This is a genomic window from Actinomycetes bacterium (assembly GCA_024222295.1).
GTDB lineage: Bacteria > Actinomycetota > Acidimicrobiia > Acidimicrobiales > Microtrichaceae > JAAEPF01.
Map to the genome: position 1 here is coordinate 254676 of JAAEPF010000023.1, position 22964 is coordinate 277639.

Sequence of the window (22964 nt, forward strand, 5' to 3'; positions counted from 1 at the left end):
TCCGCCATTTGGCCGCGGTCGGGCTGGTGTCAGTCCTCGCGCTCCAGCAGTGCAAGTGGCTGACCTTCCTCCGCTCCGGGCGACAGCAGCGGCGACCACGAGTCGTCTGCGTAGAGCGTTTCGAGGAGGAAGGCGGTGACCAGGCGGTTCGTGATCCGCTGCGCCTCGTCGATCACGATCAGTTCGGGCGCACACCCCTCGAGGGCGTATTCCTGCAGAGCCTCGACCAGCGCTGCCGGAAGGTCGGGTTGGGACTCCGCGATGCCGAGGTAGTCACAGACGTCGGTGAAGCTCTGGTGTCCGGCGCCGTCTATGTCCGCCCTCACCAGCGGTCGCCCCGACACGAGCTCGGCTGGCCGCAGCGTGTCCTCTTCGATCGGAGTCGTTTCGTCGAGGGTGCCTGAGATGAGCAGCGTGGGTACGCCGACCGCCTCGAGAGTGGTGTCGTCGACGCCGCTGGACGCCGGTGCCAGGCCCACGATCGCGTCCAGGGAGTCGTCGCCCTCGGCCTGCCGGGATGCCAGCGCCAGCGCGGTGTAGCCACCGAAGCTGTGGCCGATCACCGCCACCTCCTCGCCGTCGACCACCGGGCTCACCTCCTCGAGGCCGGGCTGGCCGCTGGTGGCGGCATCGATCACCGCCTGCACATCGACCGGTCGGTCCTCGGCGACCTGGTCCGTCTCGTCGCGGCTGCCGAGAAACGTGTCGAGCGCCGTGTTGCCCACGTGGTCAGGTGCCATCACCACGAAGCCGTGCGAAGCCATGTGCTCGGCGAGAAACGACGACACGTAGCGCAGGCCGCCGTTGCCGTGGGAGTAGATCACCAGTGGGAATGGGCCGGGTGCCGGCGATGCTCCGGTCACGGCCCCGGCGGGCACCTCGATCCCCGGGAAGTCATACGTGGCTGGCTCGGCTGTGGCAGCAACGGCCGTGTCTACCGGGTACCAGACCTGCACGGGGAGCTGGCGGTCGCGGGCGCCCGTCGTCTCGACGGTCGTGGTGCCCACAGCCCATGGCCCCGGCTCCTCGACCTCGGCCGCGAGCGCAGCAAGGTCGGCTTTCGACTCCTCGCCGGACTCCTTGCCCGACTCCTCCGTGCCACCCTCTTAGGTGGCGCTCCCTTCCGCTCCGTCTGCACCATCGGTGTCAGCGTTGTCAGTGCATCCGCAGAGGCCGACGGCCATGGTTGCGGTGATCACCAGGGACATGCGCACGCGCCTCATCGGGCCGAGGCTATGGCAGATCGCAATGTGGCCGCCTTTCGTCGGTCGGTGCACCATGGGGCATGGCGACAGACACACAGCCCACCGCCGGACCGCTGGCGGACCTGCGGGTGATCGACCTCGCGACCGTCTTCGCCGGCCCGGGCGCAGCCCGCTACATGGCTGACTTCGGCGCCGACGTGATCAAGGTCGAGCGCCCCGGTGACGGTGATACCGCCCGGTCGATCGGTTGGCGTCACGTCGATGGCGAAACTCTCTGGTGGAAACTGGTGGGACGCAACAAGCGCACGATCGCGCTCGACCTGAAGGATCGGGCCGACCTGGCCCTCATGCAGGACCTGTGTGCCGAGGCGGATGTGCTCGTGGAGAACTTCCGCCCCGGCACTCTCGAACGGCTGGGCCTCGTGCCCGAGGAGCTCTGGAAACGGAATCCCCGACTGGTGATTACCCGCGTCACGGGGTTCGGCCAGGACGGGCCCTATTCACACAAGCCGGGATTCGCAACCCAGGCCGAGGCGCTGTCGGGATACGCAGCGATCTCCGGCGAGCCCGACGGCCGGCCGCTCCTTCCGCCGGTCGCGCTGACCGACGAGGTGGCCGCCCTTGCCGCCGCGTTCGCCACGATGGTTGCTGTCCACTCGGGTGTGGGCCAGGAGGTCGACGTGAGCCTCATCGAGTCGATGCTGCAGATGATGGGCCCGCTCGTGGCGCTCTACGGACTCACCGGCGAGACCCAGCCGAGGCTGGGTGCAGGCATTCCGTACACAGTGCCGCGCAATACCTACCGCACCTCCGACGGGCACTGGGTGGCCATCTCCACGAGCGCCGCCAGTGTGGCTGCGCGGCTGCTGGAACTGGTGGGTCTCGGCGATGACCCCGAGCTGGCCACCTTCGAGGGCCGCGCAGCCCAGCGGAAGCGCATCGATGCCGCCGTTTCGCAATGGATGGCAGCGCGGACTCGTGACGAGGCGCTGGCCGAACTCGACGAGGCACACGCCGCGGCGGCGCCGGTACACGACATGGCGGCGATCTATGCCGACGAGCACTTCGCCGCCAGGGGAGCCATCGCCGAGGTCGACGGCGTACCCATGCAGCAGCTGATCGCCAGGTTGTCGGCCACACCTGGCTCGGTTCGCTGGGCAGGACGCCCCGTCGACGCGGACGGCGAGTCGATCCGAGCCACCCACTGGACCCCCACCGCACACGATCACTGAGCCCCGTCCCCCGCGGGCTGTGCACGGTCACTCAGCCTCGCCCGGGGCGTGTGCAGGAACACTCAGCCTTGAATCCCGAGTAGCTCAGCGTCGTATCGACGCTGAGCTACTCAGGAAAGGAACTCGAGTGGCTCAGCACGCGGTGATGGCGGGTCGCTCCGCCGGGTGGTCGCCGACGCCTATTCGGCGACGGCGACCTCGATGCGGTCCTGGTTCCAAGCCTTGGCGGACTCGAGCGCCTGGTTGGCTGCGTCGAGTAGCTCGGGGCCATCGAACGCGTGGGCGGGGTAGCAGGCCACTCCCGCCCAGAGCGTGTGATGACCTGATGCACTCACGAGGTTGCGGCGGATCCGCTCGACGGTCCACACCGCACCGTTTTCGGGTGTGTCCTCGAGGATCACCGCAAACGTGCCATCGCGGAGACGGCAGGCGATGTCGGAGTCGCGCAGGGTGTCGTTGACCGCCTCGGCGACCGTGGCCGGCTCCGCCTGCAATGGCCCGTCGTCGGGCATCCCCTCTGAAACCTCGAGCACTGCGACCGCGACCGGTCGCAGGTGCCGGCGGGCCGATGCGAGCCTCGAGTCGAGTGCGACCTTCAGGTAGTCCTCGCTGAACAGGTCGGTCTCGGGGTCGTTCAACGCTGCGCCGTTGAGGCTCGGCCGCGTGTCGGATCCGTCTGCCGCTGCAGGGTCTAGGAAGGTCATGGGATCGGCCTCGTCGGTGGGACCCGCCGGGGCAGGGTGGCCGCCCCCGCTGCTGCCTGTGGAGAGGTCGACCTCGTCCAACTCGTGAACCGCAGTTGATGCGGGCTGCATGACGCCGTTGGTGCCGGTCTCGGTGGGAAGCAGGGCCATCAGACCCGCCACGAATCCCACCGCACCTGCGGCCATTCCCATGGAAGCGGTATCGCCGATCACCGCCCAGAGCCCGAGCGCCAGGCTCAGGGCGCCGACTATCACCGCCAAGGTCTTCGTGTTCAGCACGCAACTCCCATCGGCAGAAATGGCCCTCGTCTGAGTGGATTCATGACACAAGGCCGATCCGTATCACCGGCCGGTCCACCAAACCACGCTCACAGCGGGCGCGCAACCGCCGCCACGAACCTGTCGACTTCGTCGGCTGTGGTCGACCAGCTGGTGACCAGCCGGGCCTCCTTGCGATCGTCGCCGGGCGGTGATGACTCGATGTAGTACCCGGCCCCGGCCTCTCGGGCCGCGACATCGGTCTCGTGGTCGATCAGCGCGAACACGATGTTGGCCTCGACCGGGTACACGATCTCGACGCCGGCTCCGGTCAGGCCGTGTGCGAGCCTCGATGCGCACTGGTTGGCGTGGTCCGCGTGTGAAAGCCACGCCCCGTCGTGGAGCCAGGCATTGAACTGTGCAGAAGCGAAGCGCTGCTTGGAAAGCAGGTGGCCGGTGCGTTTGCGTAGGCGCTCGATGTCGTCACGCAGCTCGTCGGAGAACACCACGACGGCCTCGGCTCCCAGTGCACCGCCCTTGGTGGCGCCGAAGGACATGATGTCGACGCCTGCGCGCCACGTGAGTTCGGAGGGGCTCGCACCGGCTGCCGCGACCGCGTTGGCGAACCGTGCGCCGTCGAGGTGCACCTTCAGCCCATGGGCGTGTGCTGTGTCGCAGAGCGCGCCCACCTCGGCCGGGGAGTAGCGGGTGCCGGCTTCGGTGGCCTGGGTGATGGACAGCCCGCTCACCGCCGCGGTGTGCACGCCGCTGTCGCGACGGTGCTCGATGTGGTGCTCGATAGTGGCTGGTTCGAGCTTGCCGTGGTGGCCGGGAAGGGGGGTCACGGTCAGGCCCGAGCCGATCACGGTCGGTGCCGAGCACTCGTCGACCGCGATGTGCGCGAGTTCGTGGCACAGCACGGTGCCCCACACAGGGTTCGTCGCCGCGAGCGCCAGCGAGTTGGCGGCCGTTCCGGTGGGCACCGGGTAGACGGCGACGGGCCGCTCGAACACCTCGGCCATCGACTCCTCGAGGCGAGCCGAGGCTTCGTCCATGCCGTAGGCGGCGTCGAACCGCTCGGCCTCGACCGAGATGGCAGCGAGAACTTCGGGGCAGACGCCCGAGTTGTTGTCAGAGGTGAGGTTCACTTCGGCGGCCCGACCCAGCTCAGCTTCGCTCGGCGAGGGCAAGATCTGCGATCGTGCCCATGATGCGCGTGAGCTCGTAGTCCTTGGGTGTGAACACCTCGGCCACCCCCAACTCCAACAGCTCCGGGCGGTCCTCCTCGGGGATGATGCCGCCTGCGAACACCGGCGCCTGCACTCCCTCGGCGCGCAACACCCGCAGCACCTCGGGGATGAGCTCCATGTGCGAGCCGGAGAGGATCGACACGCCGATCACGTCGACGTCTTCGTCGCGCGCCGCTGCCGCGATCTGCTCGGGCGTCAGCCGGATGCCCTGGTAGATGACCTCGAAGCCGGCGTCTCTTGCTGCCACGGCGACCTGCTCCGCGCCGTTGCTGTGGCCGTCGAGGCCGGGCTTGGCTATGAGCAGTCGGGGTGGGCCGCCGGGCGATTCCCTGAGTCGCTTCGCGATGCCGGAGAGTCCGTCGTCGGCACCGCGCACGCCGACAGCGGCTGCGACGCCTGTGGGTGCGCGGTACTCACCGAAGACCTCACGCAGCAGCCCCGCCCATTCACCGGTGGTGCCGCCCGCGCGGGCGAGTTCGATGGTGGCGGGCATGATGTTCTCGTCGGTGCGGGCGACCCGCTCGAGTTCGCCGAGTGCAGCCTTCACGGCCTCGCTGTCACGATCGGCGCGCCACTGCTCCAGCTCGGCAATGGTGTCGGCCTCGACCTGGGGGTCCACCCGCAGGATGTTGTCCTCGCCGCCGAGGGGCGATTCGGCCGTCTCGGTGAACGCGTTGACGCCGATCACCTGCTGCTCGCCGGTCTCGATGCGGCGCATCCTCTCGGTGTGGGAGCGCACGAGGCGTCCCTTCAGTTCGTCGATGGCCTGGAAAGCACCGCCGAGAGCCAGCACCTCGTCAAGTTCGGCCTGCACCGACTCCTCGAGCTCGTCGCACAGCGACTCCATCACGACCGACCCCTCGAACAGGTCGGGGTATTCGAGAAGGTCGGTCTCGTTGGCGAGCACCTGCTGGATGCGCAGCGACCACTGCTGGTCCCAGGGGCGTGGGAGCCCGAGTGCCTCGTTCCAGGCGGGAAGCTGGATCGAGCGGGCCCGGGCGTCGCGCGAGAGCGTGACTCCGAGGGCTTCGAGAACGATGCGCTGGATGTTGTTCTCGGGCTGGGCTTCGGTCAGCCCGAGGCTGTTGACCTGCACGCCGTAGCGGAAGCGGCGGGCCTTGGGGTCGGTCACCCCGTAGCGCTCCTCGGTGATGCGATCCCACATGCGGGTGAACACGCGCATCTTGGCGGTCTCCTCCACGAACCGCATGCCGGAGTTCACGAAGAAGCTGACGGACGCCACGACGCCGGCCATGTTGTCGGGGTCGACCTGGCCGGAGTCCCGCACGGCGTCGAGCACGCCGATCGCGTTGGCGAGCGAGTAGGCGATCTCCTGGGTGGGGGTCGCGCCGGCTTCCTGCAGGTGGTAGGAGCACACGTTCATCGGGTTCCACCGGGGAACGTGCTCGTTGCAGAACGCGAACATGTCGACGATGAGCCGCCGTGACGCCTCGGGCGGGAAGATGTAGGTGCCGCGGCTCAGGTACTCCTTGACGATGTCGTTCTGGGTGGTGCCGCGCAGTTCGGTGGACTCGACGCCCTGCTCGGCGGCGTTGGCGACGTAGAGCCCGAGCAGCCACGCGGCCGGGGCGTTGATCGTCATAGACGTGTTCATCTCGCCGGGCGGGATCCCGTCCAGGAGTGTGCGCATGTGGCCCAGGTGGGCGACGGGTACCCCGACCTTGCCGACCTCGCCGCGCGCGAGCACGTGGTCGGGGTCGTATCCGGTCTGGGTGGGTAGGTCGAAGGCGATGGAGAGACCGGTCTGCCCCTTGGCCAGGTTGGTGCGGTACAGCTCGTTGGAGGCCTTGGCCGTGGAATGCCCCGAGTAGGTGCGCATCATCCAGGGCCGGTCTCGCTGCTCGAGGTGTGCGGGCGACTCGGCGGTGTCCGTCATGGGCACATTCTGCCTGCTTGGGCGGGCTGAAAACGAAAGAGGCCCCGGCCGGTGGCCGGGGCGATCACAGCAGCGGGGCGGAGCGAGGGTCACAAGGCGCCAGCACCTGGAGGGCGCTGGTGGCGATGCGTTTGGAGGGAGATTACGTGTCCCTCGCTCCATTGCCCCGGCTGTGTTTCGGTGGGGGCGAATCCACCGATGACCTGATTATGGCTACTTACGGTGCAAATGCCAACACCCATGGCGCCAAATTTTGTTATTTCATTGCGCCTGCCACTTTCAGTGACCTGACACGGCCGTCAAGTCTGAGTCGCTCACACTAAGTGACGAGTCGGGTTCAGCTGATGCAACGGGCCCGACCACAATGGAGCCATGATCACAGCCGCAACAGGCGCAGGACTGCTCGCCCAGGACGACTTCGAGTTCTTCCTGGGCGAGGACTTCTGGCCCTGGATGATCCTCGCACTCGGCGCGGCGCTCGTTGTGGGCAACGTGCTTGCACTGGTGCGCCCACCGGCCGATGTACGCGGCGGCTCGGCCGGCAATGCCCGCAAGGCCGGTGACAAGGGGTCAAGGGGTGGCGGATCGGTGGCCGCCGAGCGCCCACCGCTGGCCCGGAGCGTGGTGCTGATCGTGCTCGGCCTCGCAGCATCCGCCTGGGGTCTTGCCTCGCTGCTCGCCTGAAGGCCCGGCGTGACCGTCGCCTAGAGTCTCGTGCCGTGTTCGACGCGCTTCTCGAGACCCTGGACCTGAGTGTCCACTACGGCGGTGTCGTCGCCGTGGACCACACGAGCCTGCGAATAGGCGAGGGCGAGCTGGTTGGGCTGATCGGCCCCAACGGTGCAGGCAAGACCACCACGGTTGACGCCATGACCGGGTTCACCGCCCACACCGGTCGCGTGATCCTCGCCGGTGCCGACGTGTCGGAGGCGCAGCCCCACGAGCGGGCGCGGGCGGGCATGGCGCGCACATGGCAGTCCGTGGAACTGTTCGAGGACCTCAGCGTGCGTCAGCACTGTGAGGTGGCTGCGCACCGCGCCGGCTGGCGCGAGTTGTTCGTAGACGCTCTCGCTCCCTCCCGCACCCGTGACGGCGTGGCGGTGGAAGCGGCCCTTGATGCGATGGACCTCTGCGACGTCGCGTCGGAGAAGCCAACCGAGCTCCCACATGGCACCCAGAAGCTCGTGGGGGTCGCCCGCGCGCTCGCCTCGGAGCCGTCGGTGGTGCTGCTCGACGAGCCGGCAGCCGGCCTCGACTCCGCGGAGAGCCAGGAGTTCGGGCAGAAGCTGCGGAACATCGTTGACTCGGGTACCGCAGGCTTGCTGATCGACCACGACACGCAGTTGGTGCTCAGCGTGTGTGATCGGGTGTACGTGCTCGACTTCGGCTCCGTGATCGCCGAGGGCACTCCCGATGAGATCCGCAACGACCCGAAGGTGATCGAGGCATACCTCGGTGTTGGCGCCGAGCGAAAGGCCGAGTCGGCAAGCGAGGATCCCGCCCGGCCGCCGACCGTTGGCCGGTTCGCCGAAGCGGACGCCGACGCCGACCCCGATGGAGCAGGGGCAGAGTCGTGAAGGTGCTCGACGTGTCCGGGCTGGACGCCGGCTACGAAGGACTCGCCGTCGTGCGAGGTCTCGACCTGTCGGTGTCAGAGGGCGAGGTCGTAGCCCTCCTCGGCCCCAACGGAGCGGGTAAGACCACCACGCTGCTCACGATCTCGGGTCTGCTGTCGCCGATGGCCGGCACGATCGAGTACCTCGGCGAGTCGGTCGCCGGGCGCAAGCCGTACCGGCTCGCCCGCGAGGGCCTGGCCCAGGTGCCCGACGACCGGGGGCTGTTCCCGGGCCTCACGGTCGAGGAACACCTCGACGTCGGAGTGTCCCGCAAGATGCGCGAAGAGGCCAAGGGTCGGGTACTCGGTTGGTTCCCTGCGCTGCGGCCGCTCATGGACCGCCGCGCCGGCCTGCTCTCGGGCGGCGAGCAGCAGATGCTCGCCCTCGCCCAGGTGCTCCTGCGCGAACCCAAGCTGTTGATGATCGACGAGATGAGCCTCGGGCTGGCCCCGATCGTGGTCGAGAGCCTGCTTCCCACCGTGCGGTCGATCGCCGAGCAGTCCGGGTGCGGAATCCTGCTGGTGGAGCAGCACGCTCCGATGGCCCTCGAGGTCGCCGACAGAGCCGTGATGCTCAACCACGGTGACGTGGTGGCCTCGGGCAGCGCTTCGGAAATAGCGGCGGACTGGGAGACCCTGCTGCAGGGCTACCTCGGCTGAGCCGGGTCCGACCGTGCGATCCACTCTTCACAGGGCCGCCGGTACAATTCCCGTCCGGCTCGAGACGCGGGCCACGACCGCTACGGCGGAGAAGAAGGGACCCCCCACATGGCTGACCTGATCGCCATCGGATATGACGACATGACCACTGCCGAGCAGGCGCTCGACAAGGCCGAGGAGCTCGCGAAGGACCTCATCATCCAGCCCGACGCGCTGGCCGCGATCGTGCGCAAGGAAGACGGCAAGTTCCGCACGATCACCAACCAGCACGAGGTCGGCGCGGGTGCCACCTGGGGCCTTTTCTGGGGTCTGCTGTTTGGCGTGCTGTTCTTCATCCCCTTCTTCGGGATGGCGCTCGGAGCAGCGTTCGGCGCCCTCGGCGGCAAGCTCGCCAAGGACTCGATCGACAAGAACTTCCAGGAGCAGGTGCGCGAGGCCCTTCAGCCCGGCACTTCGGCGTTGTTCATGATCGTTGAGCAGATGACGGGCGACAAGGCCCTCGAGGGCTTGGCACCGTTCGGCGGCACGGTCATCAAGACCTCCCTCTCCAACGAGGTCGAGGAAGAGCTCCAGCGTGAGCTCACCGGTGGCAGCGCCGACGCCTGAGTCACTGGCTCGGCTGACGCCCACCTCATCGATGTTCCGTTGGTGCTGGACCACGCCAGGCGTGGCCCAGCACCAACAGATCGGTGGCCTGAAGCGGTCGCCGGTCGGTCCCCGACGGCGGACGTGTCAGGAGCCGCCGGTCATGCAGCCGAGGGTGGCCCGCGAGACCGACTCGGTGAGGGCGTCGATGTCGTCGCCGAGCAGCAGCTCGTCGAGGCCCGAAGCGCCGAATTCGTTCTCCAGGGAGTCGACGATGCAGTTGGCCACATCCGCGGGAAGTCCGGCTGCGGTGATCTCGTCTATGAGCTGTTGGCGAATCCCCGCGAACGAGCCGCCGTCACCCGCGTCTGCTGCGGCACATCTCGTGCCGGCAGCGGGCAACGTGAGGTCGACCAGGTACGCGACCACGGCGTCGTTGATGCAGGGGCCGGCCCGGAGGAAGGCCGTGTGGCCATCGCCCTCGTAGGTGAGCAGCACCGACTCGATCAGCGCGTCGTCCATTTGCTCTGACCATTCGTAAGGAGTGGCGGGGTCGCCAATCGTGCCGATCACGAGGATCGGCGGAGCGCCTGCGGCGGTCCACTCGGGCACGGGATTGGCGGCCAGCGGCCAGTCCAGGCAACCGATCGATCCGGTACGGAAGATGTCCCCGAAGGTCGGCGAGGCGGCTGCCAGCGTGTCGCCGTCCTCGACGGCCTGCTCGAGGCTGGGGCGGTAGCCGGAGTCGGCACAACCGACCATGGTCTGTGCGTCAGAGGAGTTGTCCCACGTGCCGTCGGGGTTGCGGCCGAGCTGCCGGTCGGCCAGCGACAGCAGGAACTCGCCGCCGCCATCCTCGAGGTCCCGGATCGAGCGCGCGAGCGGGCCCCAGGTGGTTGTGTCATACAGCGCCGTGGCGAGGCCAAGGTCGAACAGGTCCCGTGTCAGCTCGCGTTCTCCGCTGGGTGTGTCCACCGCCAGCGGCTCGGCGTCGAGCGCGGCCCTGGAAGAGTCAACCGTCGCGGCGGTGCTGCCGGAGAGGGCGCACTCGGGGTCGGAGTCGCAAGCCGACACGAAGTTCAGGTACGTCCGCTCGAACCCCTGGGCCTGCGCCACGCCCTGCTCAACATCCGTTGCCGAGGGTGACACGGACCCGTCGAGCACCATTGCGCGCACCTTGTCGGGGAACATGGTTGCGTAGGTGGCGCCGATCGCGGTGCCATAGGAGAAGCCGACGTAGTTGAGTTGGTCGTCGCCGAGTGCCTGGCGGATCAGGTCCATGTCGGCGGCTACATCGGCAGTCGACATGTGTTCGATCATGTCGGGGTGGTTGGCCTCGCAGCCCTGCAGGAACTCCTCCTGGTCCTCGACCGCCTGCTCCAGCTCGGCCTCGGTGTCGGGGCTCAGGTCGCCCTCGATCTGCTCGTCCTTCGCCGAGTCGGACAGGCATCGCACCGGCGTGCTCTCGGCAACGCCCCGCGGGTCCCAGCTCACCAGGTCGAACCGGGCCTGGACCTCGTCGGGCATGATCGCCGAGGCGTTGGCGAGGAACTCGATTCCGGAACCGCCGGGCCCACCGGGGTTGAACAGAAGTGAACCGATGCGCTCACTGTCGGACCCGGTCGCCTCCTGGCGCACGAGTTCGAGGTCGATCGATTCGCCGTTCGGGTCGCTGTGGTCCAGCGGCACGGCAAGGGTGCTGCATTCGAGCGGCGGAAGCAGCCCCGCCATGTCGCTGTCGCTGCGCAGCTGCGCCATCTCGCTCGCGCACCCACCCCACTGCAGGTCACCCGATGATGCGCTCGCTCCAGTGGACTCGCCGCGCTCGTTGCTGGCCTCGGCATCGAGTACCGAGTTGCGGTCCGAACAGGCGGAGGCCACCAGGGCCAGCGTGAACACGATCGCTGCTGCCAGCCGCACGGGCTTGCGGCGCATTCGGGGGCGTGTATTCGTCGGCACCATCCCGATGGTAACTAGGCAAGGGTGCGGTTCCTTCGGCGCGATGTGGTCGATCTGAGAGCCCTCGAAGCCCGCGTTGGCAGTGCCGGTGGGTGTCGCAGTCGGCAATGATGTGGCGGTGAACCGAAGCGCAGCCCTGGGTGTGGACGTCGGCACGACCAACGTGAAGGTCGTGCTGGTCGACGGATCGGGCGCGATCGCCTCGTCGGCGCGCCGTTCACTGACCACTCACACCGACGGTCACATCGGTGAGCAGGACGCCGGCGAGACCTGGCTGGCGACCTGCGATGCGATCGCCGAGGCCTGCGCCGGCGCTCCGCCCGTGGCGGCGGAGGTCGGAGCCATCGGCGTGTGCAGCCAGTATTCGTCGATCGTACCGGTGGGCGCGGCCGGCGATCCGGTGGCACCGATGGTGATGTGGACCGACAAGCGTGGCACGGACCTGAGCTGGGAGCTCCTCGCCGCCGACGGCGCCATGGACACCTGGGTGGACCATCACGGCATTCCACCGGTTGGCAACGGCCTCGCCCTGGCTCACATGCTTCACCTCCAGCACGAGCGCCCGGAGGTCCACGCCGCCACTGCTACATGGCTCGAGCCGATGGACTTCATCACCATGAAGCTCACCGGGGAGGTCGCGGCCAACCAGGGCACGATGTTCATGAGCCAGCTGTGCGACAACCGCACGCTCGGTGTCACCGAGTACGACCCCGAGCTGGTGACCCTCAGTGGTATCGACGCCGACCGCCTGCCGAGGCTCGCCGCATTCGATGAGCCCGTGGGCACGCTGCGCGCCGATGTGGCCGAGCAGGTCGGGTTGCCGGCCGAGGCGATCGTGTACGGCGGGGTAAACGACACCGTTGCAGCAGCTGTCGCAACCGGTGCGTTCGAGCCGGGGCGGGGCGGCCTGTCGATCGGCACCACGAGCGTGCTGATCGACACTCTCGACTCGAAGCGCGTCGACCTCGACCACGAGCTGCTGTCGATGCCGAGCCCGTTCGATGACACCTACGTGCTGTGGGCGGAGAACGGCATCGGTGGGCGTGCCCTCGAGCACATCCTCGTTCATGTGGTGCACGCGGTGGATGCCCTCGCCGACCACCAGACCGACGACGAGTTCGCGATGCTCGACGCGGCGCTCGGGTCGGTGGATGCGGGTAGCGGCGGCGTGCTGTTCCTGCCGTGGCTCAACGGCTCGCTGTCACCGTCGAGCTCGGCGACCATGCGGGGCGGTTTCATCAACATGTCGCTGGAGTCAACGCGCGCGTCGCTCGTTAGGTCGGTCACCGAGGGAGTCGCCCACAACCTCCGGTGGCTGTTGCCGTTCGCAGAGGACTTCACCGGCTCCCGGATGGACGAGATCGCCTTTCTGGGAGGCACGGCGCGGTCACACGAGTGGTGCCAGATCCTGGCCGACATACTTGACCGGCCGATCGGGTCGCTCCAGAACGCCGACTGGGCGGTAGCCGGCGGCGTGGCCGCGCTGGCCCGCAAACGCCACGGTGTGATCGACCGCGCGGATCTCGACACGCGACCCGAGCTAGCTGCACGCTTTGAGCCGCAGCCGGCCAACCGGCAGCTCTACGACGAGATGCACGAACAGTTCGAAGCGGCGTACACCGCGCTGCTGCCCATTCATGAAGCACTGAACGGCTGACGACAGCCGCGAGGAGACCAGATGACCGCTCATCCATACGCCGACCGCTTCGAAGTCATGCGGGCCATTCCCGCCGAGGGGCGAGACGAGTCTGCGATCCTCGCCGAGCTGGCCGAGATGGCGACCGAAGAGGACGCCTTCTGGGAGACCGGCAAGTGTTCCGGCACCATGTACTGCGGCGACCACGACCACTACGACTTCATGCAGCAGGCGTTCGGCAAGTTCGCCCACATGAACACGCTGCAGCGCGACATGTGCCCGAGCGCGACGCGATTCGAGGGCGAGATCATCGCCATGACCCTCGCTCTGATGCACGGCGAGGCCGTCCGGGGCACCGAGCCGGTCGGCCTGGTCACCAGCGGTGGCTCCGGCTCGATTGCTCATGCCGTGCTCGCCTACCGCGACCGGGCCCAGCAGGAGAGCGGCGTCATGGAGCCCAACTTCGTGAAGCCGGAGACGGGGCACCCGGCGTTCGACAAGGCGTGCCACCTGTTCGGCGTGGAGTTGCGCACTGTGCCGGTGGACCCGGACACGACCAAGGTCGACCCCGACGTGATGGCCGAGGCGATCGACGACAACACCGTCGCGATCATGGGTTCCGCCTGCAACTACGGCTACGGCACCATCGATCCGATCGGCGAGCTGAGCGACCTGGCGCTCGAGCGCGGCGTTGGCCTGCACGTGGACGGCTGCCTCGGCGGGTTCATCCTGCCGTGGGGCGAGAAGCTCGGCTTCGACATCCCGGCGTTCGACTTCCGCCACCCCGGAGTCACCACGATCAGTGCGGACACCCACAAGTACGCCTACGGCTTCAAGGGCACCTCTGTGCTGTTGTTCCGCGACAAGGCGCTGCGCAACTCGCAGTACTTCTACCTCGAGGACTGGACGGGCGGTAAGTACTGCTCGCCGGGCATGGACGGATCGCGCTCCAACGGCCTCATCGCCGCCACTTGGGCCGGCATGGTGCGCCTCGGTGAGAAGGGTTACCTCGACTACGCCAAGGCGATCTTCGAGACCGCATACGCGATGCAGGCCATCGTTCGGAGCTATCCGGAGCTACACGTGATCGGCGATCCGAGCTTCTGCTTCAGCTTCACTTCCGACGAGTTCGACATCTACCACGTGAACGATTTCATGCGTCAGCGTGGTTGGCGCTTCAACGGCCAGCAGTACCCCAACGCGATCCACATGGCCGTCACTCGTCCGCAGACCCAGCCCGGGGTGGTGGACACCTTTGCGGCGGACCTCGCAGAGGCAGTGCCGTATGCGAAGCAGCACGCTGATGAGCAACCCGCGAGCGGCGCCATCTACGGCGGGGTCGAAGGCGGCATGAACGAGGAAGCGGGCGTGTTCATCCGCTCGATCATGGAGGACCTCATGGACTCCCAGCAGGAGCTGCCCGATGGCTGACCTCAAGACCTAGAAGAACACGGCCAGCGTCTCCGACTTCATCGAGGCCGTCGAGCACGACGGTCGCCGAGAGGACGCGCACATGATGGTCGCAATGCTCGAGGAGGTGGGCAAGCACAAGGTCGGCCTGTCGGCATCCGACGGGCTCTACCCTCGCTGCCGTGGCCCATCCGCAGATGTTCGATGACGACGACCCCGTGCTGGTGCAGGTTCGCGAGACCGCCCTCGCCATGCCCGGCGCCGATGAGAAGGTCTCCCATGGTCGTCCGGCCTTCTTCACGAAGAAGGTGTTCGCCTACTACGGCGGATCGGTGAAGGTGGACGGTGAGTACGAACAGCACCCACATTGCATCGTTGTGCTGGCCGAGGCCGATGAGCGGCGTGCGCTGCTGGAACTCGACGCCGTCTACGAGCCGGCGTATCTCGCTCCGTCGGGTTGGATCGGCTTCGACATCGACGACTCGACCGACTGGTCAGAGGTCGCCGAGCTGCTGGATGCTTCCTACCGCCTGACCGCTCCGAGGAAGCTCGTGGCCGAGTTGGACGACGGTCCTGATTGAGACCCACGACCGGGTGACCCCATCAGGGTCACTGCTGTTGAGCGGGTGGCGGGAATGGAACCCGCGTCGTCAGCTTGGCAAGCCGAAGGTTGTGCAACGGCGATGTCGAGTGCCGTGCCGGTCGTGTTGGGCCAGGCGGCAGGGCTCGGTGAACGGGTTTGTCGTCGTCATGGCAGCGTCCAGATGACCGTGGTGACCAGCCAACCCAGAGTGGCGACACACGCCACGACCCCGACGATGAGGGCCCACCCTCGCAGGTACAGGGCCCGTTCTTCGCGCCGGTCGCAGCGGGTCCATTTCCCGAGCTGGGGATTCACGACATACGGCATCGTGAGGAACGTCATCACGACGACTGCGGACACGTTTGTCAACAGCAGGCGTTCCCAAAGGGCAAGGTCCGCGGGGAGCACCACGCCGAGCACCACCGACAGCACCAGCACGGTCGGGTACAACCCGAGCACGATCGACGCCGCAGTGCGTGTCCGGCTCGGTCGCGCCTCGGACGCGTCGTCGGATTGGTCGCTGTCGGACCCCTCGAACCAGGAGCCGAACGAGCTGTCGATTCGTCGTACGACGGGCGTGCCGAATCGGCGTCCATCGGCTCGTAGGTCGGCCCATGCCGAGGACTGCAACCAGGCCTCCATGGCAGTGGCACTCCCGTAACGGAACACGGCAGTCCATTCGAGCTGCACGCCGGGTACAGGCCGGAACAGCTCCGAGCCGCGGAACTCATCGTCGTCTCGTTGCGCCTGAAGGACTCTGTCGTACCAGGCGAGGAAGTCATCGGTGAGGGCAGCTTCCACGGGGTAGTCGATCACGAGGGTCGCGAGCGGAGCCGGATGCTCGGCCCCCGGGGCGGTGATCACCCTCTGGCTCGCAGGGCCGGCCGCCATTGCCGAGACGTCCTCCAGCATGGTCTGGCGCCGGGGCGAATCCATCCAGGCCCGCAGGTTCGCGATGGTGTCGAAGCGGAACAGGCCGGTCCATTCGCCACCCTCCTCAGATGGGGGAATGCTCCGTGCCTCGCGGCAGCCCGACGCGTTGGCAGCGTCTGCCACGAGTCCCTCCGCCCACCCTGCGAAGTCCTTCTCGCTGCCGGCTCGGACCGGGCGGCCGGCGATGAGTGTCACCTCGGACACAGCCGCGTCCGGTCCCGCGTCGCCTTGGGTCGTGCCGTCTGGCATAGAGGACATCGATGCACCGACCTCCTGGATCCGGGTGGCTCGCGTGGTCAACCAACTGTATGACGACGACGTTGTGATTCCGACGCCCCGGAGCCTCCCGCCGGTCGACGAACCGGCCCATGGCGGCGAGACAGTCGAACTGACGCTCGCGTGCCAAGAGGTCCACCTCGTTCGCGTCCACACCTGGAGGAGCCCGCAGGCGGTGATGTAGTTCGCGCCGCTCACGAACCCCTGAATCCCGAGGATCTTCTGACGACCACAACACCGCAACCGAGTTCTCGTCCAGCCGTCAGATTGCCAGACTTCTGACTACCAGCCGCCAGTCACTGCCGCCGCTTGCCCGCATGACTTGCGAAGCAGTTTCCTACTGCGACACCCCTCGCGAACAGCGGTGTCTGAGAGAGCGGGTGACGGGAATCGAACCCGCGATATCAGCTTGGGAATCCCCCGGGGTCAGACGGGCCCCTCCCGGCCCTCGCTGCGGTTCATCTCGGCCTGCACGTCGGCCTCGGTGATCGGCTTCGAGCCGTACGTGTTCCACGCCATGAAGGCCATTCCGATTCCCCACCCGAGGGTCACCCAGACCGGCCACGGATAGCCGGCGCCGGTGACGGCCCAGATGATCCAGAGGAACGCGTTGATGATGACGTAGGAGACTGCGACGGTCTTGAACGCCCGCTTGGCCTTGAGGCTCTCGAGGGCCTGGTCCCGCGATGTGATTGGTCCGCTCATGGATCCGACGGTATTCGAGTTCGGTTCGACTCACAACTAGTTCTGAGGTCGACCGGTTGCGCCGTCCACAAGACTCACAGCCGTGGCACCGACCCACTTGCCTTCCCAGCTCAACTCCCCGACCGAAACGGGCGTCTGGGCAGACTTGGCTACCAAGAGCTGAGATCCCGTTACTGGCCGGGATCTGATCGAGCGGGTGACGGGAATCGAACCCGCGTTATCAGCTTGGGAAGCTGATGGTGCGAAGCCGTCCTGTTCGGCCGGGAGGTCGTCGACCCTGTGGTGCCTGGTCTCTGGCCGGTGCCGCTGACGAATGTGCACTTCTGGTGTTACGGGGGACTGCGGGCCGATCGGAGCGGGCGCGTTGACGTCCGTGCGGCCAGCTGCGAGGGTCGCCCAGACCACGGAGGCACACATGACCACTTCCCGCACGATCGATGGACTGACCGTCTGCGTCACCGGCGCCTCTAGCGGCATCGGGCGCAGCATCGCAAGACACCTCGGGTCACTCGGCGCCCATGTGTTCCTGATGGGCCGAACCGCCGAGCCGATGGAGCAGACCGCGGAGGAGATCGCCGCCGCAGGCGGCCGGGCGGACGTGTCCGTGTTCGACGTCACCGACTCGGCGGCATTGCAGGAGTGGATCTCCGGCGCGGCCGATGCGACGGGTCGTCTGGACGTGATGGTGAACAACGCCGGGTTCGGTGACGTGGGTTCCACGATTGCCGATGGAGACGTCGAGATGTGGCGCTCGATGCTCGAGGTGAACGTGCTCGCCCTCGCCGTCGGCTGCCAGGCCGCGATCCGGACCATGCGCGACGGGGGAGGCGAGGGGAACATCATCAACATCTCCTCGGTGGCTGCGCTGCGCCGCGAGTCGGGCTTCTACGGCGCCACCAAGCACGCCGTGAACTGCATCAACTCGTCGCTGCGCCTCGAGCTCCAGGAGGAACCCATCCGGGTGACCTCGATCCTTCCCGGCGTGTTCGCCACGAACTTCACCCGCAACGTGGACCGCAGTCTTGTCGAGGGGATGGCCGCAATGGCCGGGGTCGAGGAGATCGAGTTCGACGACGAGGGCCGGGTCCCCGAGGACCAGATCGACGACCTCCAGAAGGGCATGAAGGCCATGGTCGGCAATGTCGAGTACATCGCGCAGGCCGTCGAGTACGTGATCTCCCAGCCGATCGAGCTCAACATCGAGGAGCTCGTGATCCGCCCGCAGAAGACCATGTTCTAGGGATGCGCATCGAGCCGACCCGTTCGATGGAGCCGATCCACGGCAACGTGGAGCAGGCTCCACGCTTCCCGCGGACCGCCCGTAACGCGATCAGGGCCAGCTGAGGGCCCTCGGAGGCCGCATCCCGCGCCAGTGTTGGGATCTGAGAGAGCGGGTGACGGGAATCGAACCCGCGTTATCAGCTTGGGAAGCTGAAGTTCTGCCATTGAACTACACCCGCGAGATCGCCAAAAATCCAGTGCTCCGTTGGATTGTGGGCGATTTGTGACCTATTGGAGTGTTCCCCGGAATACTAGGTGATTCTGGGGGTGTGCCTGCCGGGAGTCACGGCCGACGAAATTAGCAGACGGGCGTCAGGCCCCGGCATGGAACCCCTCGATGTGGGCGCAGGTGTGGGGCCACAAGCGCGTTCCCTATATCGCCGGTCCGCCTGCAAGCCGGTCCATCAGACCCAGTGCGGCTCCATTCTGGGCACACACACGCACCGGCTGACCCGTCCGTCTGTCCGTGTGACATGGGAATCCTCGTCTCGTCCTCACCCGTCTGCCGGGACAGCTACGGTGCTCGGCGTGATCCTGAGCGATGCCACCATCCGAACCGAGATCGGCGAAGGCCGAATCGTCGTCGACCCTTTCGACGACGCCATGGTGCAGCCCAGTTCGATCGACGTCCGCCTCGATCCGCGGTTCCTGGTGTTCCGCAACCACACCCGGGCGATCATCGACGTCAAGGAAGACCTCAGTGACCTCACCGAGCCGGTGGAGGCCAACGAGAAGGAGCCTTTCATCCTCCACCCGGGTGAATTCGTGCTCGGCGCCACCGCCGAGCGTTTCGCCCTGCCCGATGACATTGTCGGCCGCGTCGAGGGCAAGAGCTCGCTCGGTCGGTTGGGACTGCTGATCCACACGACAGCCGGGTTCGTCGACGCGGGCTTCGAGGGCCAGCTCACACTCGAGCTCTCCAATGTGGCGACCCTGCCGATCACCCTCTACCCGGGGATGAAGATCGGCCAGCTCAGCTTCCTGCGGATGGACCGCCCCGCCGAAGTCCCCTACGGCGCCGACTCACTCGGCTCCAAGTACCGCGGCCAGGTCGGACCGACACCCAGCCAGTACTGGAAGAACTTCGACCAGTAGTGCGCCTGGTGGGTCAGTCGGGAGCCGGGTCCTGCGTGAGCGTGTCCGACGGGCTGCGCCACGACCGCCAAGCGCCGGTCGACCACAGCGCCCACGCGATCAGCACCGGCTGGAAGAACAGCCGAGTGAGCCGGGCGGAGTCCGAATCGAGGCCGAAGGCGTCAGTGCCCTCCATGTACTGCGCGATGTTGCCGGGGAAGATCACCAAGAAGAACGCAGCTGTGACCCAGCCGACCTGAACGCGGCGCGACCGCCACCCGATCAGCGAGGTTCCCAGCGCTATCTCGACCACGCCCGATCCGAGCACGACCAGGTCCGCGTCCAGCGGGAACCATCCCGGCACCTGGGCCTGGAACTCCTCGCGCTGGAAGGTCATGTGACCCACGCCGGCGAACACGAGGAACGCGCCGAGCAGGAGCCTCGCGGCGGTGCGCACCCGCCCCGATGAGGTCGGCGTGTCGTTCATCGCAGTCCGTACCTCCTGTGGCGGGTCCTACGAGTCGTGGGTGTCGCCGGCGTCGATGGCGTCACCGGCACTGACTGCCGCAGCGATCGGCTCGGCGTTCTCGAGGGCTTCGAGCAGGTGCATGGCGAGGTCGCCGACCCTCACATCGTCTTCCTCGACGCCTTGGGCCTTCACGCCGTCGTCGATCATCACGTAGCAGAAGGGACACGCAGTGGCGATACGTTCGGCGCCCGTCGCAAGCAGCTCCTGGGAGCGCTCCACGTTGACCTGCTTGCCGATGTGCTCCTCCATCCACATGCGCGCACCGCCGGCGCCACAGCACATGCCCTTGGTGCCGTTGCGGTCGGCCTCCACGATGTCGATGCCCTCGAGCGAACCGATCACCTTGCGGGGCGCCATGTACACGTCGTTGTGGCGGCCGAGGTAGCAGGAGTCGTGGTACACGATGCGCTCGTCGAGCTTCGCGCCGGACAGGTCGAGGCGGCCCGAGTCGATGAGCTCCTCGAGGAACTGGCTGTGGTGCACGACCTCGTAGTGGCCGCCCAGCTGCGGGTACTCGTTGCCGAGGGTGTTGAAGCAGTGCGGGCACTGGGTGACGATCTTGCGCACGCCCATCTCGTTGAGCATCTCGATGTTCTGCATGGCGAGCATCTGGAAGATGTACTCGTTGCCCGAACGGCGGGCCGGATCACCCGTGCAGTTCTCCGACGGGCCGAGGATCGAGAAGCTCACCTCCGCTCGCTGGAGCAGCTTGGCCATCGATTGCGTGACCTTCTTGTTCTTGTCGTCGAATGCTCCCGCGCAGCCGACCCAGTAGAGGTACTCGGCTTCGAAGGGGTCGCCGCCGTCGATCACCTCGATTCCCTCGAGGTCCTTGGCCCAGTCGGCCCGTTCGGTCTGGGACATGCCCCACGGGTTGCCGGAGTTCTCCATGCCTCGGTAGGCGGCGCCGAGCTCCGTCGGGAAGTCGGACTCCATCAGCGACAGGTAGCGTCGCATGTCGAGGATCTTGTCGAGGATCTCGATGTTGACCGGGCAGTTCTCGTCGCAGGCCTTGCAGGTGGTGCAGGCCCAGACTTCGTCGGACGTGATCCGTTCGAACACCGAATCGGCGGATACCGTGATCTCGGCGTCGACGCCGATCGGGGGCGACACAACCGGATCGCCGGTGGCGTCCATGACCTCGCCGGTCTTGAGCACGATCTCGCGGGGATCCAGCGGCTTGCCGGTGGCGTGGGCGGGGCACACCGCCGTGCACCGGCCACACATCGTGCAGGCGTCGGTGTCGAGCAGCTGCTTCCAGGTGAAGTCCTCCACGGCGCTGGCGCCGAAGGACTCCATCTCGGTTTCCATGAGGTTGGGCATCGCCTTCATGGCGCCCTTCGGGCGGTCCTTGTCGCTCAGGTACATGTTGAGCGGCGAGGTGAAGATGTGGCGCAGCATCGTGACCGGCAGGATCAGCAGGAAGGCGATGAAGCTGAGCACGTGGATGATCCACAGCGTCTGGTGCAGCGTGGACAGGGCGCTCTCGCTCATGCCGTCGACGGCTTGGGCGAGCGGGTATCCGATGAAGGACCACTTCTCGATGTCCGGGGTGCCCTCCCATGCGATGCGGGCGCCCTCGGCGAGGAACCCGCTCACACCGATCAGCAGCAGCACGCCGAGAATCACTGCGTGCTCGGGCTTGGTCTTGATGCGGATGCGGTAGGGCTTCTGGATGTAGCGACGAACGATGGCCCACACGATGCCGGCGGTGAATACGACGCCGGCTGCGTCGCCCACGAATGAGTAGGCCTGGTAGGTGGTTCCGTGCAGGAACTTCGCGGACTCGGGCAGCTGGTGGTTGATTTCGAGCACGGTCGTGACGGCGAGGAGGATCAGGAAGCCGAAGTAGATGAGCGAGTGCATGATGCCGGCGGCTGGGTCCCTGAGCAGGGTCTGCATGTAGAGGCCCGCTCGCAGGTTCTCCAGGCGCTTCTTGGCGTTCTTCGGCGTGATGTCGCGGCGGTCGGGGCCGCCCCGGTTCCAGTTCTTCATCCGCTGAGCGAAGACGAACCCGCCGTAGACGATGACGATCGGCACCACCGTGTAGAAGGTGACCTTCAGCCAGGTGGGGATGTTGGCGAACACCTCGCGGGTCACTGGGCTGTCGTCGTGCCACTGGGTTATCGCGGCGAAGATGCCCGAACCCACGGTCACCAGCGCGACCAGCACACCGACCACGATGGCGATCTGGTAGGGCTGGAGGCGCTTGGGGCCTGGCACCTCGGGCTTCTCGGAGGACACGTCGGGGGCGGTCTCTGTTGCAGTCATAGCGACCAGAAACCTACCGCGGCGGTGACCCTGTACACATCCTCAGGCCGTGTGTCTTGTGGCGGCTCCCCACTCTGGGCCGGTTGGTGGGGTTGAATGGGCGAATCATCAGCGGGTGTCCGCAGGACATCCAGCGTGCCGAGACAGGGGAAACACATGCGGGTCATCGCCGTGGCAGGCGCCAAGGGAGGGGTGGGCAAGACCGCGGTGGCGGTCAACCTCGCCATGCTCTCTGCCCGCTCCGGGCGCCGGACGCTGCTGTGGGACCTCGACCCCCAGGCAGCCGCGACCCACTGTTACCGTCTCAAGGCAAAGGTCAAGGGCGGCGCCGGGCGGATGCTCGGCGGCAAGCGCGACCTCCAGGCGTTCGTCCGCCACACCGACTATGACGGCCTGGACGTCGTGCCGGCGGACAAGTCCTTCAGGGTGGTCGACACCGTGTTGTCGGCGCGACGCTGGCCCGACCGGGCCATACGCAAGCTGCTGCGGCCGGTGGCGGGCGACTACGACGTGGCGATCCTCGATTGCGCGCCGGGGCTCGGCGTGATGGCCGAGTCGGTGTTTGCGGCGGCCGACCTTGTGCTGGCCCCGATCGTGCCCGCACCCCTGGCGGTGCGCAGCCTCGACCAGATGTCGGACTTCATCGACGACAACAATGACGGACTGCCGCTGCTGGCCGTGCTGTCGATGGTCGATCGCCGAAAGGTTCTGCATCGCCAGATGCTTCAGAAGGTCGAGGATGACGAGCGCTTCTCCAGAGCCGCGGTGCCCCTGTCGTCCTCGGTTGAGCGGATGGGTCTGGAGCAGATCCCCGCTGTGATCGCGTCGCCGCGCAATCTGTCGGCCAAGGCGTTCCGCGAACTGTGGTCCGACGTCGAGGACCGCCTGGAGATGTCCTGAG

20 protein-coding genes and 1 tRNA gene are annotated in these 22964 nt (G+C 67.0%); 11 read left to right on the forward strand and 10 right to left on the reverse strand.

The genetic code is table 11. From position 1 onward, the window contains the following. Positions 1-29 precede the first annotated feature (29 nt). Entirely contained in the window at positions 30-1007 is a 978-nt protein-coding gene (locus GY812_07030) for a hypothetical protein (protein ID MCP4435237.1), read from the reverse strand. 278 nt (positions 1008-1285) lie between these two features. Between GY812_07030 and GY812_07035 the strand changes: the two genes are divergently transcribed. Then, positions 1286-2437: a CoA transferase gene (locus GY812_07035; protein ID MCP4435238.1), complete on the forward strand. Its 1152-nt coding sequence runs from the start codon at positions 1286-1288 to the stop codon at positions 2435-2437. Between the two features lie 179 nt (positions 2438-2616). Here GY812_07035 and GY812_07040 read toward each other — a convergent pair whose 3' ends face one another. The 3 genes from GY812_07040 to GY812_07050 all read right to left on the reverse strand — a co-directional run bounded on the left by GY812_07040 (position 2617) and on the right by GY812_07050 (position 6546). Then, complete coding sequence (locus GY812_07040; GenBank protein MCP4435239.1) at positions 2617-3420, reverse strand: diguanylate cyclase; 804 nt, start codon at positions 3418-3420, stop codon at positions 2617-2619. A gap of 89 nt (positions 3421-3509) precedes the next feature. Further along, on the reverse strand, positions 3510-4547 hold the full coding sequence (locus GY812_07045) for a low specificity L-threonine aldolase (GenBank protein ID MCP4435240.1): 1038 nt from the start codon (positions 4545-4547) through the stop codon (positions 3510-3512). 19 nt (positions 4548-4566) lie between these two features. Then, positions 4567-6546, reverse strand: coding sequence for a protein meaA (locus tag GY812_07050; GenBank protein ID MCP4435241.1), 1980 nt, complete (start codon positions 6544-6546; stop codon positions 4567-4569). 372 nt (positions 6547-6918) lie between these two features. On the opposite strand from GY812_07050, the gene GY812_07055 reads away from it, so the two are divergent. The 4 genes from GY812_07055 (at position 6919) to GY812_07070 (ending at position 9427) form a co-directional block, all read left to right on the forward strand. Beyond that, a complete protein-coding gene (locus GY812_07055) occupies positions 6919-7230 on the forward strand; it encodes a hypothetical protein (protein MCP4435242.1) in 312 nt (103 codons plus the stop codon). A gap of 35 nt (positions 7231-7265) precedes the next feature. Then, positions 7266-8123: an ABC transporter ATP-binding protein gene (locus tag GY812_07060; GenBank protein ID MCP4435243.1), complete on the forward strand. Its 858-nt coding sequence runs from the start codon at positions 7266-7268 to the stop codon at positions 8121-8123. A gap of 20 nt (positions 8124-8143) precedes the next feature. Further along, positions 8144-8821, forward strand: a complete 678-nt coding sequence (locus GY812_07065) for an ABC transporter ATP-binding protein (protein ID MCP4435244.1) — start codon at positions 8144-8146, stop codon at positions 8819-8821. A 108-nt stretch (positions 8822-8929) separates the two neighbouring features. Next, complete coding sequence (locus GY812_07070) at positions 8930-9427, forward strand: DUF1269 domain-containing protein (GenBank protein MCP4435245.1); 498 nt, start codon at positions 8930-8932, stop codon at positions 9425-9427. A 126-nt stretch (positions 9428-9553) separates the two neighbouring features. On the opposite strand, the gene GY812_07075 is transcribed toward GY812_07070, so the two are convergent. Beyond that, entirely contained in the window at positions 9554-11341 is a 1788-nt protein-coding gene (locus GY812_07075) for an alpha/beta hydrolase (protein MCP4435246.1), read from the reverse strand. Positions 11342-11483: 142 nt separating this feature from the next. On the opposite strand from GY812_07075, the gene GY812_07080 reads away from it, so the two are divergent. The 3 genes from GY812_07080 to GY812_07090 all read left to right on the forward strand — a co-directional run bounded on the left by GY812_07080 (position 11484) and on the right by GY812_07090 (position 14992). Further along, positions 11484-13022: a carbohydrate kinase gene (locus tag GY812_07080; GenBank protein MCP4435247.1), complete on the forward strand. Its 1539-nt coding sequence runs from the start codon at positions 11484-11486 to the stop codon at positions 13020-13022. Positions 13023-13043: 21 nt separating this feature from the next. Next, positions 13044-14432: an aspartate aminotransferase family protein gene (locus GY812_07085; protein MCP4435248.1), complete on the forward strand. Its 1389-nt coding sequence runs from the start codon at positions 13044-13046 to the stop codon at positions 14430-14432. 161 nt (positions 14433-14593) lie between these two features. Beyond that, entirely contained in the window at positions 14594-14992 is a 399-nt protein-coding gene (locus GY812_07090; protein MCP4435249.1) for an MmcQ/YjbR family DNA-binding protein, read from the forward strand. Between the two features lie 167 nt (positions 14993-15159). Here GY812_07090 and GY812_07095 read toward each other — a convergent pair whose 3' ends face one another. Together GY812_07095 and GY812_07100 are read right to left on the reverse strand one after the other, a co-directional pair. Then, positions 15160-16227, reverse strand: a complete 1068-nt coding sequence (locus GY812_07095; GenBank protein ID MCP4435250.1) for an antibiotic biosynthesis monooxygenase — start codon at positions 16225-16227, stop codon at positions 15160-15162. 402 nt (positions 16228-16629) lie between these two features. Beyond that, on the reverse strand, positions 16630-16908 hold the full coding sequence (locus GY812_07100; GenBank protein MCP4435251.1) for a 2TM domain-containing protein: 279 nt from the start codon (positions 16906-16908) through the stop codon (positions 16630-16632). Between the two features lie 415 nt (positions 16909-17323). Here GY812_07100 and GY812_07105 point away from each other — a divergent pair, with 415 nt between their 5' ends. Further along, positions 17324-18148: an SDR family oxidoreductase gene (locus tag GY812_07105; GenBank protein MCP4435252.1), complete on the forward strand. Its 825-nt coding sequence runs from the start codon at positions 17324-17326 to the stop codon at positions 18146-18148. 149 nt (positions 18149-18297) lie between these two features. Here the strand turns inward: GY812_07105 and GY812_07110 are convergent. Next, positions 18298-18368 (reverse strand) — tRNA-Gly (locus tag GY812_07110). Between the two features lie 349 nt (positions 18369-18717). Here GY812_07110 and GY812_07115 point away from each other — a divergent pair. Further along, complete coding sequence (locus GY812_07115; GenBank protein MCP4435253.1) at positions 18718-19284, forward strand: dCTP deaminase; 567 nt, start codon at positions 18718-18720, stop codon at positions 19282-19284. Positions 19285-19297: 13 nt separating this feature from the next. On the opposite strand, the gene GY812_07120 is transcribed toward GY812_07115, so the two are convergent. Both GY812_07120 and GY812_07125 read right to left on the reverse strand, forming a co-directional pair. Further along, positions 19298-19750: a hypothetical protein gene (locus GY812_07120; protein MCP4435254.1), complete on the reverse strand. Its 453-nt coding sequence runs from the start codon at positions 19748-19750 to the stop codon at positions 19298-19300. A 27-nt stretch (positions 19751-19777) separates the two neighbouring features. Continuing rightward, positions 19778-22063, reverse strand: coding sequence for a 4Fe-4S dicluster domain-containing protein (locus tag GY812_07125; protein MCP4435255.1), 2286 nt, complete (start codon positions 22061-22063; stop codon positions 19778-19780). Positions 22064-22219: 156 nt separating this feature from the next. Between GY812_07125 and GY812_07130 the strand changes: the two genes are divergently transcribed. Beyond that, positions 22220-22963: a ParA family protein gene (locus tag GY812_07130; GenBank protein MCP4435256.1), complete on the forward strand. Its 744-nt coding sequence runs from the start codon at positions 22220-22222 to the stop codon at positions 22961-22963. Position 22964: the final 1 nt, after the last annotated feature.

Coding starts and splice junctions, on each gene's coding strand:
- GY812_07035 (MCP4435238.1), top strand. CDS start 1,286: ATGGCGACAGACACACAGCCCACCGCCGGACCGCTGGCGGACCTGCGG.
- GY812_07050 (MCP4435241.1), bottom strand. CDS start 6,546: ATGACGGACACCGCCGAGTCGCCCGCACACCTCGAGCAGCGAGACCGG.
- GY812_07055 (MCP4435242.1), top strand. CDS start 6,919: ATGATCACAGCCGCAACAGGCGCAGGACTGCTCGCCCAGGACGACTTC.
- GY812_07070 (MCP4435245.1), top strand. CDS start 8,930: ATGGCTGACCTGATCGCCATCGGATATGACGACATGACCACTGCCGAG.
- GY812_07075 (MCP4435246.1), bottom strand. CDS start 11,341: ATGCGCCGCAAGCCCGTGCGGCTGGCAGCAGCGATCGTGTTCACGCTG.
- GY812_07085 (MCP4435248.1), top strand. CDS start 13,044: ATGACCGCTCATCCATACGCCGACCGCTTCGAAGTCATGCGGGCCATT.
- GY812_07100 (MCP4435251.1), bottom strand. CDS start 16,908: ATGAGCGGACCAATCACATCGCGGGACCAGGCCCTCGAGAGCCTCAAG.
- GY812_07105 (MCP4435252.1), top strand. CDS start 17,324: ATGACCACTTCCCGCACGATCGATGGACTGACCGTCTGCGTCACCGGC.
- GY812_07120 (MCP4435254.1), bottom strand. CDS start 19,750: ATGAACGACACGCCGACCTCATCGGGGCGGGTGCGCACCGCCGCGAGG.
- GY812_07125 (MCP4435255.1), bottom strand. CDS start 22,063: ATGACTGCAACAGAGACCGCCCCCGACGTGTCCTCCGAGAAGCCCGAG.
- GY812_07130 (MCP4435256.1), top strand. CDS start 22,220: ATGCGGGTCATCGCCGTGGCAGGCGCCAAGGGAGGGGTGGGCAAGACC.